Source organism: Campylobacter concisus (assembly GCF_050447485.1).
Classification (GTDB): domain Bacteria; phylum Campylobacterota; class Campylobacteria; order Campylobacterales; family Campylobacteraceae; genus Campylobacter_A; species Campylobacter_A concisus_BQ.
Genome location: NZ_JALMFY010000001.1, coordinates 1,033,077 through 1,047,871, shown reverse-complemented (window position 1 = coordinate 1,047,871; position 14,795 = coordinate 1,033,077). Strand labels below are relative to the sequence as shown.

At 42.5% G+C, this 14,795-nt stretch carries 15 protein-coding genes; 11 read left to right on the top strand and 4 right to left on the bottom strand.

Annotated elements, in window-relative coordinates; translation table 11 throughout:
- Position 1 precedes the first annotated feature (1 nt).
- The 11 genes from MTT29_RS05290 to carB all read left to right on the top strand — a co-directional run bounded on the left by MTT29_RS05290 (position 2) and on the right by carB (position 11,917).
- Positions 2-940 (top strand): ABC transporter permease, encoded by a 939-nt coding sequence (locus MTT29_RS05290; RefSeq protein WP_429799985.1) that lies wholly within the window; start codon positions 2-4, stop codon positions 938-940.
- Positions 937-1,737: an ABC transporter permease gene (locus MTT29_RS05285; protein WP_103573697.1), complete on the top strand. Its 801-nt coding sequence runs from the start codon at positions 937-939 to the stop codon at positions 1,735-1,737. The genes MTT29_RS05290 and MTT29_RS05285 overlap by 4 nt, the downstream gene beginning before the upstream one ends.
- Complete coding sequence (locus MTT29_RS05280) at positions 1,734-2,414, top strand: ATP-binding cassette domain-containing protein (RefSeq protein WP_429799984.1); 681 nt, start codon at positions 1,734-1,736, stop codon at positions 2,412-2,414. The genes MTT29_RS05285 and MTT29_RS05280 overlap by 4 nt, the downstream gene beginning before the upstream one ends.
- Complete coding sequence (locus MTT29_RS05275) at positions 2,411-3,160, top strand: ATP-binding cassette domain-containing protein (protein ID WP_429799983.1); 750 nt, start codon at positions 2,411-2,413, stop codon at positions 3,158-3,160. The genes MTT29_RS05280 and MTT29_RS05275 overlap by 4 nt, the downstream gene beginning before the upstream one ends.
- Before the next feature lie 26 nt (positions 3,161-3,186).
- Complete coding sequence (locus MTT29_RS05270) at positions 3,187-4,263, top strand: epoxyqueuosine reductase QueH (RefSeq protein ID WP_429799982.1); 1,077 nt, start codon at positions 3,187-3,189, stop codon at positions 4,261-4,263.
- A 110-nt stretch (positions 4,264-4,373) separates the two neighbouring features.
- Positions 4,374-4,820 (top strand): 3-hydroxyacyl-ACP dehydratase FabZ, encoded by a 447-nt coding sequence (fabZ, locus tag MTT29_RS05265; RefSeq protein ID WP_004317884.1) that lies wholly within the window; start codon positions 4,374-4,376, stop codon positions 4,818-4,820.
- 24 nt (positions 4,821-4,844) lie between these two features.
- The gene (gene lpxA, locus MTT29_RS05260) at positions 4,845-5,633 is read left to right on the top strand and encodes an acyl-ACP--UDP-N-acetylglucosamine O-acyltransferase (protein ID WP_009295380.1); all 789 of its coding nucleotides are present in this window, start codon (positions 4,845-4,847) and stop codon (positions 5,631-5,633) included.
- Positions 5,633-6,865 carry an ATP-dependent Clp protease ATP-binding subunit ClpX gene (clpX, locus tag MTT29_RS05255; protein ID WP_429799981.1) on the top strand — a complete coding sequence of 411 codons (1,233 nt, stop codon included), beginning with the start codon at positions 5,633-5,635 and terminating at the stop codon, positions 6,863-6,865. Before lpxA ends, clpX begins: the two co-directional genes overlap by 1 nt.
- A 9-nt stretch (positions 6,866-6,874) precedes the next feature.
- Positions 6,875-7,912: a rod shape-determining protein gene (locus MTT29_RS05250; protein WP_002939972.1), complete on the top strand. Its 1,038-nt coding sequence runs from the start codon at positions 6,875-6,877 to the stop codon at positions 7,910-7,912.
- Entirely contained in the window at positions 7,902-8,657 is a 756-nt protein-coding gene (gene mreC / locus MTT29_RS05245; protein ID WP_087583513.1) for a rod shape-determining protein MreC, read from the top strand. The genes MTT29_RS05250 and mreC overlap by 11 nt, the downstream gene beginning before the upstream one ends.
- Positions 8,657-11,917 carry a carbamoyl-phosphate synthase large subunit gene (carB, locus tag MTT29_RS05240; RefSeq protein ID WP_429799980.1) on the top strand — a complete coding sequence of 1,087 codons (3,261 nt, stop codon included), beginning with the start codon at positions 8,657-8,659 and terminating at the stop codon, positions 11,915-11,917. The genes mreC and carB overlap by 1 nt, the downstream gene beginning before the upstream one ends.
- Before the next feature lie 50 nt (positions 11,918-11,967).
- Here the strand turns inward: carB and MTT29_RS05235 are convergent, their stop codons facing one another.
- The 4 genes from MTT29_RS05235 to MTT29_RS05220 form a co-directional block, all read right to left on the bottom strand.
- On the bottom strand, positions 11,968-12,468 hold the full coding sequence (locus MTT29_RS05235; protein ID WP_149715116.1) for an NAD(P)/FAD-dependent oxidoreductase: 501 nt from the start codon (positions 12,466-12,468) through the stop codon (positions 11,968-11,970).
- A gap of 92 nt (positions 12,469-12,560) precedes the next feature.
- Positions 12,561-13,124: a MotE family protein gene (locus tag MTT29_RS05230; protein WP_002941458.1), complete on the bottom strand. Its 564-nt coding sequence runs from the start codon at positions 13,122-13,124 to the stop codon at positions 12,561-12,563.
- Positions 13,124-13,546, bottom strand: coding sequence for a flagellar export protein FliJ (locus tag MTT29_RS05225; RefSeq protein ID WP_429799979.1), 423 nt, complete (start codon positions 13,544-13,546; stop codon positions 13,124-13,126). The genes MTT29_RS05230 and MTT29_RS05225 overlap by 1 nt, the downstream gene beginning before the upstream one ends.
- Positions 13,543-14,793, bottom strand: a complete 1,251-nt coding sequence (locus MTT29_RS05220; protein WP_429799978.1) for an adenylosuccinate synthase — start codon at positions 14,791-14,793, stop codon at positions 13,543-13,545. Before MTT29_RS05220 ends, MTT29_RS05225 begins: the two co-directional genes overlap by 4 nt.
- Positions 14,794-14,795 lie beyond the last annotated feature (2 nt).

Sequence of the window (14,795 nt, the reverse complement as noted above, 5' to 3'; positions counted from 1 at the left end):
TTTGTTTAGAGCCATTTTAAAAACAGCGATCTCAAGCCTTGGATTGCTGTTTTTTATCTCATTTTTTCTATTTTTGCTCATATATTTTTTGCCAGGAAACGTCACTGACGCGATGTTTTTGCGAAGTGAGGCGGTGAGCGTGGCTGTAAAAGAGCAAATTTTAGAAAATTTGGGGCTAAAAGATGGCTTTTTTGTGCAGTATTTTAGATGGCTGGCTCACTTTGTCACGGGGGACTTTGGCACTAGCTTTGTAAGTGGAGCAAGCGTTTTTTTACTCATTAAAGAGAGACTTTTAAACTCTCTTATTTTGTTTTTTGCTTCGTTTTTTCTGATAGTTTTTTTGTCATTTTTCTTGGGGCTTTTAAGTGCCATTTATAAGAATAAATTTGCCGACATCTTTATAAACTTTAGCTCCTTTTTGCTGGCTTCATTGCCGCATTTTTACATCGCACTCGTGCTAATAGCTATCTTTAGCGTCTATCTAAACTTGCTGCCAAGCTCTGGCGCAAACGAGCTAGGATCTAGCGGGGTGGGAGCTAAATTTATCATCTTACCAACGCTTGCCATCATCTTGCCACACCTTGGCGCAAACGTGAAATTTGTAAGAGACACGCTAAATCAAAGCCTAAACGCTGACTTTATCCAGACGGCTCACGCTAGAGGCTTGGGTCGGGGCAAAATTTATCTCTTTGCCATAAAGCACGCAAGCACCGACATAGTCTATTATTTCGCAACCCTTGTGGCTGGCGTTTTTGCTGGCTCATACGTGATTGAGAGCATTTTTTCTTTTCCGGGTATAGGCAAGCTTAGCCTTGATGCAGTCATCGCCAAAGACTATCCAGTCGCACTTGCGACCATTTTGCTAACGGCTGTTTTTGTCGTTTTTGCAAATTTACTGGCTAAAATTTTTGCTATCTTGGCAGATAAGAGAAATTTATGAGAAAAGTCATATTTTTCCTAGCTTGTTTTGTCTTTTTAGCACTTGTCACATTTGCCTTTGTGACGCCGTTTTTCTCTAAATTTGAGCCAAATTTCACTGATTTTATGGCGGTAAATTTAGCCCCAAGTAGTGAGCATATCTTTGGCACTGATATCCTTGGTAGGGACAATCTCATAAGAGTGGCCTACGCGCTTAAAAACTCGCTTCTTGTCTTGTTGCTAGCTGGCTTTTTAACCACGCTTTTCTCGCTCATCTACGCATATTTTGGCACGAGCAAGAGCAGAGCTTGTGAGAGCCTTTTTGATAAGGGGCTTGATGCTTTTTTAAGCATACCAAACATCGTTTTTATCATGCTTTTTAGCTCATTTAGTAGTGGAGATCTGCTTATAACCTCTTTTATCATTGCCATTTGCTCGTTTATGCAGGGCGCAAAAGTCTTTATGCAAAATTTAAGGCTTAGTAAAAAGTGTGACTACGCCGAGCAAGCTGTGATAAATGGGGCTAGCAAATTTAGCCTGATATGCTTTGAAATTTTGCCAAATTTAAAGCATTTAATAGTTAGTATCTTTGGCATAAATGCGATAAACGCTGTCGTTATGGAGGCCACACTTGGCTTTTTTGGCGTGGGTAGCGACGCAAATAAAATAAGCCTTGGCATCATGCTAAATGAGAGCAAAGAAGCACTTTTCCTTGGCTCTTGGTGGATGGTGCTTTTCCCTGGCGTGACGCTCTTTTTGCTCATCCTTGCAACCTCGATCATCACGTCAAATTCAAAAAATGGCAATATAAAAATATGATAGAGATTAAAAATTTAAACGTTTTTTATAAGGATAAGAAGCTTTTGCGAGAGCTTGATTTTGCCATGGGCGAGGGTAAATTTATAGGTATCACGGGTGCAAGTGGCAGTGGCAAATCGCTCTTTGCAAAGAGTTTAATAAGGCTTTTTGATGATGATTTTAGAGTGAGGGCGGATAAATTTAGCATTTATAAAAAAGATATCTTAAAACTTAGCCAAAATGAGCTAAAAGAGCACCGAAAAAAGGTCGCTGCGCTCGTTTTTCAAAACTCAGTTGCCAGCCTTCATCCGCTCTTAAACGTGGGCGATCACTTTAACGCCTATCTTGGCGGCGATAATAAAACAAATAAAGAGCTTGCATTTGCTTATTTTAGGGAGTTTGGGCTAGATAATGCAAATCTCATCTGGCACAAATACTCATACGAGTTAAGTGGCGGTGAGGCGAGCCGCGTGCAGATAGCTCTGGCGCTTTGTCTGAAGCCAAAAATTTTAATCTGTGACGAGATAACAAGCGGGCTTGATAGCATTAGCGGTAGCCACGTGGCGGGCATCTTAGAGAGCCTAAAAGGCAAGATGAGCGTCATTTTTATCTCGCACGATGAGGCGCTGACAAGCTATCTTAGTGATGAAATTTGGCAGATGAGAGATGGGCGGCTAAATTTAAAGGAAAATGCATGAAAATCAGGCTTGAAAATGTATCAAAAAGTTTAAGCTTTAAGGAGCATTTTAACGCTAGAGCTGAAGTGCTGCACCTTTTGGAGGGGATAAATTACGAGCTTGATGATGGTGAAAATTTAGCCATTTTGGGGCAAAGTGGCAGTGGCAAAAGCACGCTTGCAAAGCTCATATCATTTAGCGAGCCAAAAAGTGGGGGCAAAATTTATATAAATAATGAAGAGATCACGGACAAAAATGAGCTCAAAAAAGATATCAGATATATCTTGCAAAACCAAAAACAAGCCCTAAATCCAGCACTAAAAGTAAAAACAGCTATCGCTCACGTGAGGTCATATCTTAAGCTTAGCTTTAGCCAAAATGAGCTCAAAGAGCTTCTAGTAAATTTAAATTTAAAAGATGAAATTTTAGGCAAATATCCGTCACAGCTAAGTGGCGGCGAGGCGACAAGGGTTGGGATACTGCTAGCGCTTCTTTCAAAACCAAAAATCCTAATCTGCGACGAGATAACAAGCGGGCTTGATAATGAGACGAAGCAAAAGATCATAAATTTGCTTTTAAACTTGGATGAAAAGATTAGCATTATCTTTATCACGCACGATATTTTAAGTGCGATGAAGATAGCACAAAAGGTGCTAATCATCGAATCTGGCAAGCAAATGGCTTTTGGTAAATTTGATGACCTTGCAAGCCAAAATGTCCTTAAAAAATACCTTGATGCAGCTAAATTTTATGATGACAAACTTTGATATAATGCAAGCAAAAAAGGTCAAATTTGCTAGTTCATATCTGCTGCTCGGTCGATAGCCACTACTTTTTACAGCGCCTACGAAAAGATCATCCAAATGAACGAATAGTAGGCTATTTTTACGATCCAAACATACATCCATATAGCGAGTTTTTACTGCGTTTTGAGGACGTGAAGCGAAGCTGCGAGAAGCTTGGCATTAAGCTAATATGTGGCGAGTATGATTACGAAGCGTGGCTTGGCGGCACAAAGGGGCTTGAAGATGAGCCAGAAAAGGGCAAAAGGTGCGAGTACTGCTTTGATTTTCGTATGAAAGACTCTGCTAAAAAGGCGCTTGAGCTAGGACTTAGTAAGATCACGACGACACTTTTGATGAGCCCAAAAAAGGACTTTTCTCAGCTTAAAAAGGCGCTTGATGAGGCGGTGGCTGGCTCAAATTTAGAGGCGGTTGCGGTTGATTATAGAAAAAATGGCGGCACAAGCGAGCAGTTTATCCTCGCTAAAAAAGACAAACTCTATCACCAAAACTACTGTGGCTGCGTCTTTGCGCTAAAAAAACAGCGTGACTCGCAAAATTTACCCCAAAGTGAGCTAATGAGCGAGCTGCACGCAAGGGCACTTTATGGCAGCATTGAGGCTAGACTTGAGCTTTACAAAAAGGTGCGCGAGTGCGAGGCGAGAGGTGAGAAATTTCACCTTTTTAGAAGAAGGTTTTTAAACTACCGCCTTTTACGCGCTAGTGTTAAATTTCAAAGCGCCGTGGTGCCAAGCTACTTTGTGCTCTACTCTGGCTTTAAAAGAGAGAGCTTAAAGCTAAATGTGGCAATAGATTGCGAGATCGATGATGAGCTAAAAGAGGGCGCGATATTTATGAGCATAGAGCGCTTTAATAAATTTACAAATAGCAAATTTAAAAGCGTTGATGAGCTTTGTAAAAAGCCGCTTGAGCTTGACGCTGAGATGAAATTTCGCCGTGATATAAGTGGGGAGTTTTCGCAAAATCCTATCATTATCTTAGACGAGGTCAAAAAGGGCAGCTACGAAATTTATGCAAAGGCTGTTTTTTACAACGACAGCGAAGAAATTTTGGTTTTAGAGAGCTAAATTTAGACCCATTAAGGCTAAATTTCAGAGATTGTAAAAGAGGCTAATAATTTTTTTCTTAGTATAAATTTGTTACAATCTGCCAAAATTTACATTACTAAGGCTAAAACGTGATAGACGTCGTAGAAATTCAAAAAATTCTCCCACATAGATTTCCATTTTTGCTTATCGATAGAGTTGTCGAGCTAGAGCCTGCAAAAAACATCGTCGCTTATAAAAATGTAACCATTGGTGAGCCGATATTTCAGGGGCACTTCCCAGGCCACCCGATCTATCCTGGCGTGATGATCATTGAGGGCATGGCGCAAGCTGGCGGCGTGCTAGCGTTTAAGAGCATGAGTGACGAGCATCAAGCTGGTATCGAGAACAAAGTGGTCTATTTTATGAGCATAGATGGGGCTAAATTTCGCCATCCAGTCCGCCCTGGAGATAGGCTGGAGTATAGATTAAATGTATTAAAACACAAAGGCAATATCTGGGTGCTTGAGGGTAAAGCATATGTTGATGACGTGCTATGCGCCGAGGCTGAACTAAAAGCGATGATAGTCGATAAATAGGCTTTTGCTTAAAAAAGAGAGACAATGAAAAATATCCACCAAACAGCAGTTATAGAAGATGGAGCGATCATTGGAGATGACGCAAATATCGAGGCTTACGCATTTGTAAGTAAAGATGCGGTCCTTGGCAACAACGTCACGATAAAACAAGGCGCAAGGGTGCTTGGCAAGACGAGGATCGGCGATAACTCTCGTGTATTTAGCTACGCGATCGTGGGCGACATCCCGCAAGATATCAGCTATAAAGATGAGGTTGATACTGGCGTCATCATTGGCGAGCACGCAACTATACGTGAGTTTTGCACGATAAACTCAGGCACGCACAAGGGCGATGGCATAACAAGGATCGGCGATAATGCCTTTATCATGGCATATTCTCACATCGCACACGACTGCATAATAGGCAGCAACGTCATTTTGGCAAATAACGCAACTCTAGCTGGCCACGTCGAGCTTGGCGACTACGCTGTTGTGGGCGGTCTTACACCTATTCACCAGTTTGTTAGAGTGGGTGAGAGCTGCATGGTCGCAGGAGCAAGTGCGCTAAGTCAAGATGTAGTGCCATTTTGCCTAGCTGAGGGCAACAGAGCCTATATAAGAAGCTTAAATTTAGTTGGCATTAGGCGTAGATTTGACAAAGAGCAGGTTGAAGAGCTTGTTCGCGCTTATAAATTTTTGTTTAATCAAGGCATCAGCCTAAAAGATCAAGCAAATGAGCTGATCGCAAAAACCAGCGACGAAAATGTTAAAAAAATGTGTAAATTTATATTAGAAACGACAAGAGGAATTCCGCTTGCAAAAGGAAGAGATTAATGGCTAGAAAGTGTAATTTTTGTGGCGAGGCTGAGTCTGCTGAGAGAAGGTTATTAGCAGATATCGAAGGAAACGCCTATATATGCGAGTATTGCATCAGTGCCGCATACGACATGATACATGGTGACACGAGTGTAGAAGAGAGCAAAAGTGAAGAGGCTATAGAGTATCAAAAGCTCACTCCAAAGGAGCTAAAAGCGGTACTTGATAACTACGTGATCGGTCAAGATAGGGCTAAAAAGGTCTTTAGCGTCGGCGTATATAACCACTATAAGAGAATTTTTAAACAAAGCGACATCAAAGACGACACCGAAATTTCAAAGTCAAACATCTTGCTTGTTGGTCCAACTGGAAGCGGCAAGACGTTGATGGCTCAGACTTTGGCGAGATTTCTTGACGTGCCTATAGCAATTTGCGATGCGACAAGCCTAACTGAGGCTGGTTATGTCGGCGAGGACGTTGAAAATATCCTTACAAGGCTCTTGCAAGCTGCAAATGGCGACGTGAAAAAGGCGGAACAGGGCATTGTTTTTGTCGATGAGATCGATAAGATCGCTAGGATGAGCGAAAATAGAAGCATCACAAGAGACGTTTCAGGCGAGGGCGTGCAGCAAGCGCTTTTAAAGATCATCGAAGGTAGCGTCGTAAATATCCCACCAAAAGGCGGCAGAAAGCATCCAAACCAAGACTTCATCCAGATAGATACGACAAATATCTTATTTGTTTGTGGCGGTGCATTTGATGGACTTCTTGACATCATAGAGCGCAGAGTTGGTAAAAACGTACTTGGCTTTAACCAAGAAAAACGTGGCAAAAATGAAAAAGAAAATTTACTAAGCATGCTTGAGCCAGATGATCTTGTAAAATATGGTCTCATCCCAGAGCTCATCGGCAGACTTCACGTGGTGGCTACTTTAAATGAGATAACAAAAGAGGATATGGTTAAAATTTTGACCGAGCCAAAAAATGCGATATTAAAACAATATCAAAAGCTTTGTGCGATCGACGGCGCTGCGCTTAAATTTGATGATGAAGCGCTTGAAGAGATAGCGAGCCTTGCTATCGAGCGAAAGACTGGAGCAAGAGGGCTTAGAAGCATAATGGAAGAACTCATGACAGATATAATGTATGATCTGCCAGAGCTAAAAGACTACGATATCGTGATCTCAAAAGAGACGGTAAAAGATAAGGCAAAGCCGATTTTGGTAAAGCACAATAAATTAACAGCGTAAAGGAAATAGATGTTTTTAGATCAGGTTATAGGTTTTTTCTCAAGTGATATGGGTATAGATTTAGGTACGGCAAACACTTTGGTTTTAGTAAAAGATAAGGGAATAATCATAAATGAACCATCGGTTGTTGCAGTAAGACGTGAAAAATATGGAAAACAAAAAATTCTAGCAGTCGGCCACGCTGCAAAAGAGATGGTGGGAAAAACTCCTGGCGACATCGAGGCGATAAGACCGATGAGAGATGGCGTTATCGCGGACTTTGACATGACAGAGAGGATGATACGCTATTTTATAGAAAAGACTCATAGAAGAAAAAATTTCTTACGCCCAAGGATCATCATCTCAGTTCCTTACGGACTTACTCAGGTTGAGAGAAAGGCTGTTAGAGAGAGTGCATTAAGTGCTGGAGCTAGAGAGGTATTTTTGATAGAAGAGCCTATGGCAGCAGCTATCGGAGCAAATTTACCAGTTCGCGAGCCACAAGGCAACCTTGTAGTTGATATCGGCGGTGGTACGACTGAGATCGGTGTCGTCTCACTTGGTGGTCTGGTAATATCAAAATCTATCCGCACAGCTGGCGACAAGATAGATAGCAGTATCGTTAACTACATAAAAGAAAAATACAACTTGCTAATAGGCGAGAGAACAGGCGAGGAGATAAAGATCGCTGTAGGCTCTGCTGTGCAGCTTGAAAAAGAGCTAAGCGTAGTGGTAAAAGGACGCGACCAAGTGAGCGGTCTTTTAAGCAGGGTTGAGCTAACAAGTGAAGACGTGAGAGAGGCGATGAGAGAGCCGCTAAAAGAGATCGCAGATGCGCTTAAAACCGTGCTTGAGATGATGCCGCCTGATCTTGCTGGCGATATCGTCGAGACTGGTATCGTGCTAACTGGCGGTGGGGCGCTTATTAGAGGGCTTGATAAGTTCTTATCTGACATCGTTAAACTTCCAGTATTTGTAGCTGATGAGCCGCTTCTTGCTGTTGCTAGAGGCACAGGCAAGGCACTTCAAGAGATCGGACTTTTACAACAGCTAACAAATGAAGAGTAAGATTGTTCTTTTTGTTTTTATAGCGTTGCTTGCTGGCGCCTCGATGTTTAAGGGCGAAATTTTAAGCAACATCTCTATCAAATTTAGCAACTACGCTATAAATTCATACGACAATTTTGCCAAAAGCGTGAAAGATTATATAAATGAATATTTTAGGCAGGCTAGCGAGATAGAAAGGCTAAGAGCGCAAAACAAAGAGCTAGAGCGTTCAGCCACGCTTCTATCTACTTTTGCAAACGAGCTAAATCAAATTTTAAAAGATAAAAACTCAACTGCCTACGCCCCAGCCGTAAAGCTAGTAAAGGGGCTTAGTTACGTGCATATCGGGGATTATAATAAAATTTGGATAAGTGAGTTTGAAGGATACGACCCAAATAAAATTTACGGGCTCATATATCAAGGAAGCAGCGCTGGCATCGTCATCGCAAAAGATGGCAAGCCACTAGCTTACTTGCAAAATGACCCAAAAAGTATATTTGCAGTCTATATAGGAAATGAGAAAATTCCAGGCGTCGCGCATGGAAATCAAGGTCAAATAATGGTGAAATTTATCCCACAATGGCTCAGCCCAAAAGAGGGCGATGAGGTCTTTACGAGCGGGCTTGACGGGATATTTTTTAGTGGGGTGCCAGTAGGGCGCGTGAGTAAAATTTTAAAAGAGAGCTCCTATCAAAGCGTGATAGTTGAGCCCTATGCGAAGCTAAACATACCAAACTACCTATACGTTGTAACAAAGGAAAAATGATGCCAAAAAGAACAGATATAAATACCATTTTGCTAATCGGCTCAGGCCCTATCGTCATCGGTCAAGCCTGCGAATTTGACTACTCAGGCACGCAAGCAGCCAAGACGCTAAAAGAGCTTGGATACCGCGTAGTGCTCATAAACTCAAACCCAGCCACCATCATGACTGACCCAAATTTCGCCGACGCAACGTATATAGAGCCGATCACAAAAGATAGCATTTTAAAGATCATCGAAAAAGAAAATATTGACGCCATTTTGCCAACGATGGGCGGTCAAGTGGCGCTAAATGCCGCTATGGAGGTCTTTGAGAGCGGTCTTTTAAAGGATGTCAAATTTCTTGGTGCAAACCCAGAAGCGATAAAAAAGGGCGAAGATAGACAAATTTTTAAAGCAACCATGCAAAAGATCGGCATGGACCTGCCTGAGAGTAGATATGCTTATAACATGGACGACGCGCTAAATGCTGCAAATGAGATAGGCTTTCCGCTCATCATAAGAGCTAGCTATACGCTTGGCGGCGCAGGAAGCGGCGTGGCTTATAATATGGATGAGTTTAAAGAGCTAGCCAACACCGGCCTTGACGCAAGCCCGATACATGAAATTTTGATAGAAGAGAGCTTGCTTGGCTGGAAAGAGTACGAGATGGAGGTCATCAGAGATAGAAATGACAACTGCATTATCGTCTGCTCGATCGAAAATTTCGACCCAATGGGCGTTCATACAGGCGATAGCATTACGGTTGCGCCAGCACTCACACTCACAGATAAAGAGTATCAGGCTATGCGTGACGCTAGTTTTGCCATACTTCGTGAGATCGGTGTTGATACTGGCGGCAGCAACGTGCAGTTTGCCATAGACCCAAAAACGGGCCGCATGATCGTTATCGAGATGAACCCACGAGTTAGCCGAAGCTCAGCGCTAGCAAGTAAGGCTACTGGCTATCCCATCGCAAAGGTTGCGACGCTGCTTGCAGTTGGTTTTAGCCTAGATGAGATCAAAAATGATATCACAGGCACGCCTGCTAGCTTTGAGCCGGTGATTGATTATATCGTGACAAAGATCCCACGCTTTACATTTGAGAAATTTCCAGGATCAAACCCATACTTAGGTACTGCTATGAAGTCAGTTGGCGAGGTTATGGCGATAGGTAGGACATTTAAAGAGAGTATCCAAAAGGCGCTTTGTAGTTTAGAGCGTGATCTTTGCGGATTTAATAGCCTTAGTTTAGAGAAAAGCGCTTTGATTTACGGCATCAGAAATGCAAATGAGAGAAGAATTTTATATCTAGCACAAGCCTTTAGAGATGGCTTTAGCGTGGCTGAGGTGCATGAGTTTAGCAAGATTGATCCTTGGTTTTTAGAGCAAATTTATGAGATAGTTAAATTTGAAGATAAGATCGACATGGATATCTTAAACAACGAAGTGCTGCTGCGAGAGGCCAAAAGCATGGGCTTTTCAGACAAGATGATAGCGGTGCTTATAAATGAAAAAGACGATCTTGAGCTTAGTCAAAATGATATCTATTTTGCGAGAGAGAAGCTTGGCATCGAGCTTGAGTACAACGAGGTCGATACTTGTGCGGGCGAATTTAAGGCGCTAACGCCGTACCTTTACTCAACCACAAATATCACTAAATTTCCTAAAAAAGAGCTGGCAAAAGAGACCAAAAAGGTGATGATAATAGGTGGCGGTCCAAATAGGATCGGCCAGGGCATAGAGTTTGACTACTGCTGCGTGCACGCAAGCTACGCCCTAAGAGACCTTGGCATAAAAACGATAATGTATAACTGCAACCCAGAAACCGTCTCGACAGACTACGACACGAGCGATATTTTATACTTTGAGCCGATCGATTTTGAGCACGTTAGATCAGTCATCGAGCGTGAAAAGCCAGACGGCGTGATCGTGCATTTTGGCGGCCAAACTCCGCTTAAATTTGCAAAGCGCCTAAGCGTTATCGGCGCAAAGATCATCGGCACAACTGCAAGAGTGATCGACGTGGCCGAGGATAGAAAGAAATTTAGCGAATTTATAAATAAAATAGGCGTCCTTCAGCCTAAAAACGACACCGCCACTAGCTTAGAAGAAGCCTTGCAAAAGGCCGCGACTATCGGCTATCCAGTGCTTGTTCGCCCAAGCTACGTCCTAGGTGGCAGGGCGATGAGAAGGGTACATAACGAGAGCGAGCTAAAAGAGTATATGAGCGAGGCTGTGAAAGTCAGCAACCACTCGCCAGTGCTACTTGATAAATTTTTACAAGACGCAAAAGAGCTTGACGTAGACGCGATATGTGACGGCAAAGAGGTTTATATAGGTGCGATAATGGAGCACATCGAGGAGGCTGGAATTCACTCTGGTGACTCAGCTTGCATATTGCCACCGATGAGCCTAAGCGATGAAATGATAAAAAAAGTGGAGAGGCAAACCAGAGATATAGCGCTAAATTTAGGCGTTGTCGGCCTTATGAATATCCAGTTTGCTATCTATGAAAACGAGCTTTATATGATCGAGGTAAATCCTCGCGCAAGCAGGACCGTGCCGTTTGTGAGCAAGGCTACTGGCGTGCCTATGGCAAAGGTGGCGACAAGAGTTATGTGGCAGGGAAATTTACGTGAGGCGCTTAAATTTTATGATGATTATAGAGTTGTTTATGAAGAGGGCGACATCTTAAAACCTCGTGTGAGCTCGCATGTTTGCGTAAAAGAGTGCGTGCTGCCGTTTAACAAGCTAAGTGGCGCAGATCTCATCCTTGGCCCTGAGATGAAGAGCACGGGCGAGGTCATGGGTATCAGCCACGACTTTGCAAGCTCATTTGCAAAGAGTCAGATCGCTGCTAGCAACACTTTGCCAAGCAAGGGCAGGGTATTTTTAACGCTAGCTGACGCTGATAAATCTTACGCACCAGACCTTGCAAGGGATTTAATCGGCCTTGGCTTTAGCATCATCGCAACTGGTGGAACGCATAAAATTTTAAGCGAAGCTGGCGTGGAGGCTGAGTTTGTCTATAAGATAAGCGAGGGCAGACCAAACGTCGAAGATAGGCTTAAAAACGGCGATATTGCGCTTGTTATAAATACAAGTGATACAAAATCAAGCGTGGATGACGGCAAAAAGATACGCCAAAATGTACTTAGATTTAAAATTCCATATTTTACAACGATCCGCGCAGCACTTGCAGCTGCCAAGTCGCTAAGCACAGTTCAAACTGGCAAAGCACTTGAAGTAAAAAGCTTGCAAGAGTATCTAAGCGAGAGATAGTAAATTTAGTGGCAGTTTTGGCTGCCACTAGCTAAATTTCACTCTGATTTTTAGCTATTTTTTAAAGCACTAGCCACCTTTAGAGCACTTGCAAAGGCTAGATGCAAGTTGTATCCGCCAAGCATACCGGTGATATCTAAAACTTCACCTATAAAATAAAGTCCTTTTACGCTTTTGCTCTCTAAATTTTCATCTAAAAAATTAGTCTTTACGCCACCTTTTGTAACTTCAGCCCTTTCAAAGCCAAATGTCCCAGCTGGAGCAAATTCATAGGCAAAAAGCCTTTTTATGATGCTCTTTTCATCGTCGCTAAACTCATAAAATGCTCTATCTTTTAAACCAAAATTTCTGAAAAACTCCAGCACAAATCTCTTTGGCAAAGGCAAAACCGAGCTAAGCTGCTTTTTACCATTTACTAAATTTTTCTTACTAAATTTAGGCAAAAAATTTATGCAAATTCGACCCTTTTGCCAAAAGAGTGAAGCATTTAGTATCGCTGGACCGCTTATGCCCCTGTGTGTAAAAAGCAGATCGCCGCTAAATTTATACAACAAGAGCGGGGGTAAAAATTTGAGAAAGGGTGAGCAAATAGGTTAAATTTATTAGTTAAATTTGGCTTTTATAGAGTAGCAGTAAGTTAAATTTACTGCATATTTATACTTCCAGCTGGGGCTGGCATATCACCTTTTTCGTCGATAAATGGAGGGCCTTTTTGAAGTAGGGCTGTCACTTCAGAGGCAACCTTTGGATCCATTTTTGCCATTATGGTTGAGATCTTTTTGGCATCAAGAGCATAAAGTATGGTGGCTGCGTTTGATCTTGGCATTTGCGAGAGCACTTCGGCTGCTGCGCCATCTTTCATTTTGGCGTAGGATTCATTGACTTTATCAGTCGTCATCGTGCGAAGCTCTTTTAAAATTTTCTCATTTTTAGCGACTACTTCGTCGATCTCTTTGCGTTTTTGCTCGATCACTTTCATCGTCGCATTTAGATCAGCCTCTTTTTTGGCGAGCTTTTTGTTGTTTTCTTCATAAGCTGCAGCCGAGCTTGCTCGAAAGACCTCTAGGGCTTGGCGCTGCTCGTCGATAACCTCAAGCTCCTTTGAAATTTCCTCTTTTCTAGCTTCAAAGATCTGAGTGCAATCAACTGGCACTTCAAAGCAAAATGCAAAATTTATGACCATAAAAAAGAGTAAAACAGCTCTCATTACGCCTCGCTTTTGGCTGCAAATTTCATAACTGCAAACTCATCAAGAGCCAGCGCTTCAGCCTTTTGTATGCGTTTTATCTCTTTTTTAAATTCTTCTTTTTCTAGATATTTCATCTTTTCATACTCTAAATTTGCATTTTTATATTTATGCTCGTAGTGCAAGACCTCTTTTTTTGCCATCTCTAAGCTCTCTTTGTATGCGCTTAGCTCAGCTCTTGCTATATTTATGAGCTCTAAATTCTCTCTTAGCTCACCTATGTTGCCACTTTTTGGCAGGCTAAACTCGTTGAGCTTGGCTCTTAAGAGTGCTATTTTTTCTTCGGCACTTCTTACATTTAGCCTAGCAACGACGAGCTTAGCCTCTACCTTATCCATCTCCTGCTTTTTGACGCGGACGACGGAGGTAAATTTACTTTTCATCTAATGATCGTATCGCTTCTTTCAGGGCTTGTTGAGATATAGCCGACCTTCACGCCAGTTAGCTGCTCGATGCGCTCGATATATGCTCTCGCGTTTGCTGGTAAGTCTTCGTATTTGCTGATGCCTTTTACACTGTCCCAGCCTGCAAGCTCCTCGTAAATAGGCGTTGCATTTTCAAGATCTGTTGGCACGTAGTCGATCGTTTCGCCGTTATATTGATATGCTTTGCAAATTTTTACCACTTCAAAGCCATCAAGCACGTCAAGCTTCATAAGTGCATAAGTATCGACACCATCAAGCCTTGAAGCGTATTTTACGCTTACTGCATCAAACCAGCCACAACGTCTGCGGCGGCCTGTTGTTGTGCCAAATTCTTTACCGATCTCGCACATCTTATCGCCATTTGTGCCCTTGTCTTCAGTTGGGAAAGGTCCGTGGCCTACGCGAGTTGTATATGCTTTGATGACGCCTATGACCTTGCCTATCTCTTTTGGATTTAGTCCAAGGCCAGTGCAAGCACCAGCACTTATGGTATTTGAGCTAGTTACATAAGGGTATGTGCCGTGATCTATGTCTAAAAGTGTGCCTTGAGCGCCTTCAAGTAGGACTTTTTTATCTTCATCTAGCGCTTTCCAAACTAAATTTGTAGTGTTTGCGATAAATGGAGCAAGCACCTCTTTATATCTTTTTAGCTCTTCAAGTAGCTCATTTTCTTCAGGTATCTTTACGCCAAGTGCATCAAATACGCATTTATTTGTTTCAAAATCATGCATCAAAGCATCGCATAAGCGCTCTGGCTCAAGTAGCTCGCCAACTCTGTGGCCGCTTCTGCTTATCTTGTCTGCGTATGTTGGTCCGATGCCTTTGCCAGTCGTTCCGATCGCTTTTTCGCCTTTTAAGCGCTCTTTTGCTTGATCGACTTGGCTGTGGTAGCTTAAATTTAAGTGTGCTTTGTCACTTATATAAAGTCTGCCCTCTAAGTTGTCAAATTGAGCCATCTCAGTAATGAGCACCTCTGGAGAGACAACGACGCCGTTGCCGATGATATTTATGATATTTTTGTGCAAAATTCCACTTGGGACAAGGTGAAGTGCGTATCTTACGCCATCGACCCAGATCGTATGACCAGCGTTGTGGCCACCTTGAGAGCGACAAATCATGTCATAGTTTAGTCCTAGCATGTCAACTATCTTGCCTTTGCCCTCATCACCCCATTGAACACCAACTACTAAATCAGCCTTTCTCATTC

Bases quoted from the DNA above. Each gene is read 5' to 3' on its own strand.
- lpxA (WP_009295380.1), top strand. From the start codon at position 4,845: ATGAAAAATATCCACCAAACAGCAGTTATAGAAGATGGAGCGATCATT.
- MTT29_RS05250 (WP_002939972.1), top strand. From the start codon at position 6,875: ATGTTTTTAGATCAGGTTATAGGTTTTTTCTCAAGTGATATGGGTATA.
- clpX (WP_429799981.1), top strand. From the start codon at position 5,633: ATGGCTAGAAAGTGTAATTTTTGTGGCGAGGCTGAGTCTGCTGAGAGA.
- MTT29_RS05225 (WP_429799979.1), bottom strand. From the start codon at position 13,546: ATGAAAAGTAAATTTACCTCCGTCGTCCGCGTCAAAAAGCAGGAGATG.
- MTT29_RS05275 (WP_429799983.1), top strand. From the start codon at position 2,411: ATGAAAATCAGGCTTGAAAATGTATCAAAAAGTTTAAGCTTTAAGGAG.
- MTT29_RS05280 (WP_429799984.1), top strand. From the start codon at position 1,734: ATGATAGAGATTAAAAATTTAAACGTTTTTTATAAGGATAAGAAGCTT.
- MTT29_RS05220 (WP_429799978.1), bottom strand. From the start codon at position 14,793: ATGAGAAAGGCTGATTTAGTAGTTGGTGTTCAATGGGGTGATGAGGGC.
- MTT29_RS05285 (WP_103573697.1), top strand. From the start codon at position 937: ATGAGAAAAGTCATATTTTTCCTAGCTTGTTTTGTCTTTTTAGCACTT.
- MTT29_RS05230 (WP_002941458.1), bottom strand. From the start codon at position 13,124: ATGAGAGCTGTTTTACTCTTTTTTATGGTCATAAATTTTGCATTTTGC.
- carB (WP_429799980.1), top strand. From the start codon at position 8,657: ATGCCAAAAAGAACAGATATAAATACCATTTTGCTAATCGGCTCAGGC.
- mreC (WP_087583513.1), top strand. From the start codon at position 7,902: ATGAAGAGTAAGATTGTTCTTTTTGTTTTTATAGCGTTGCTTGCTGGC.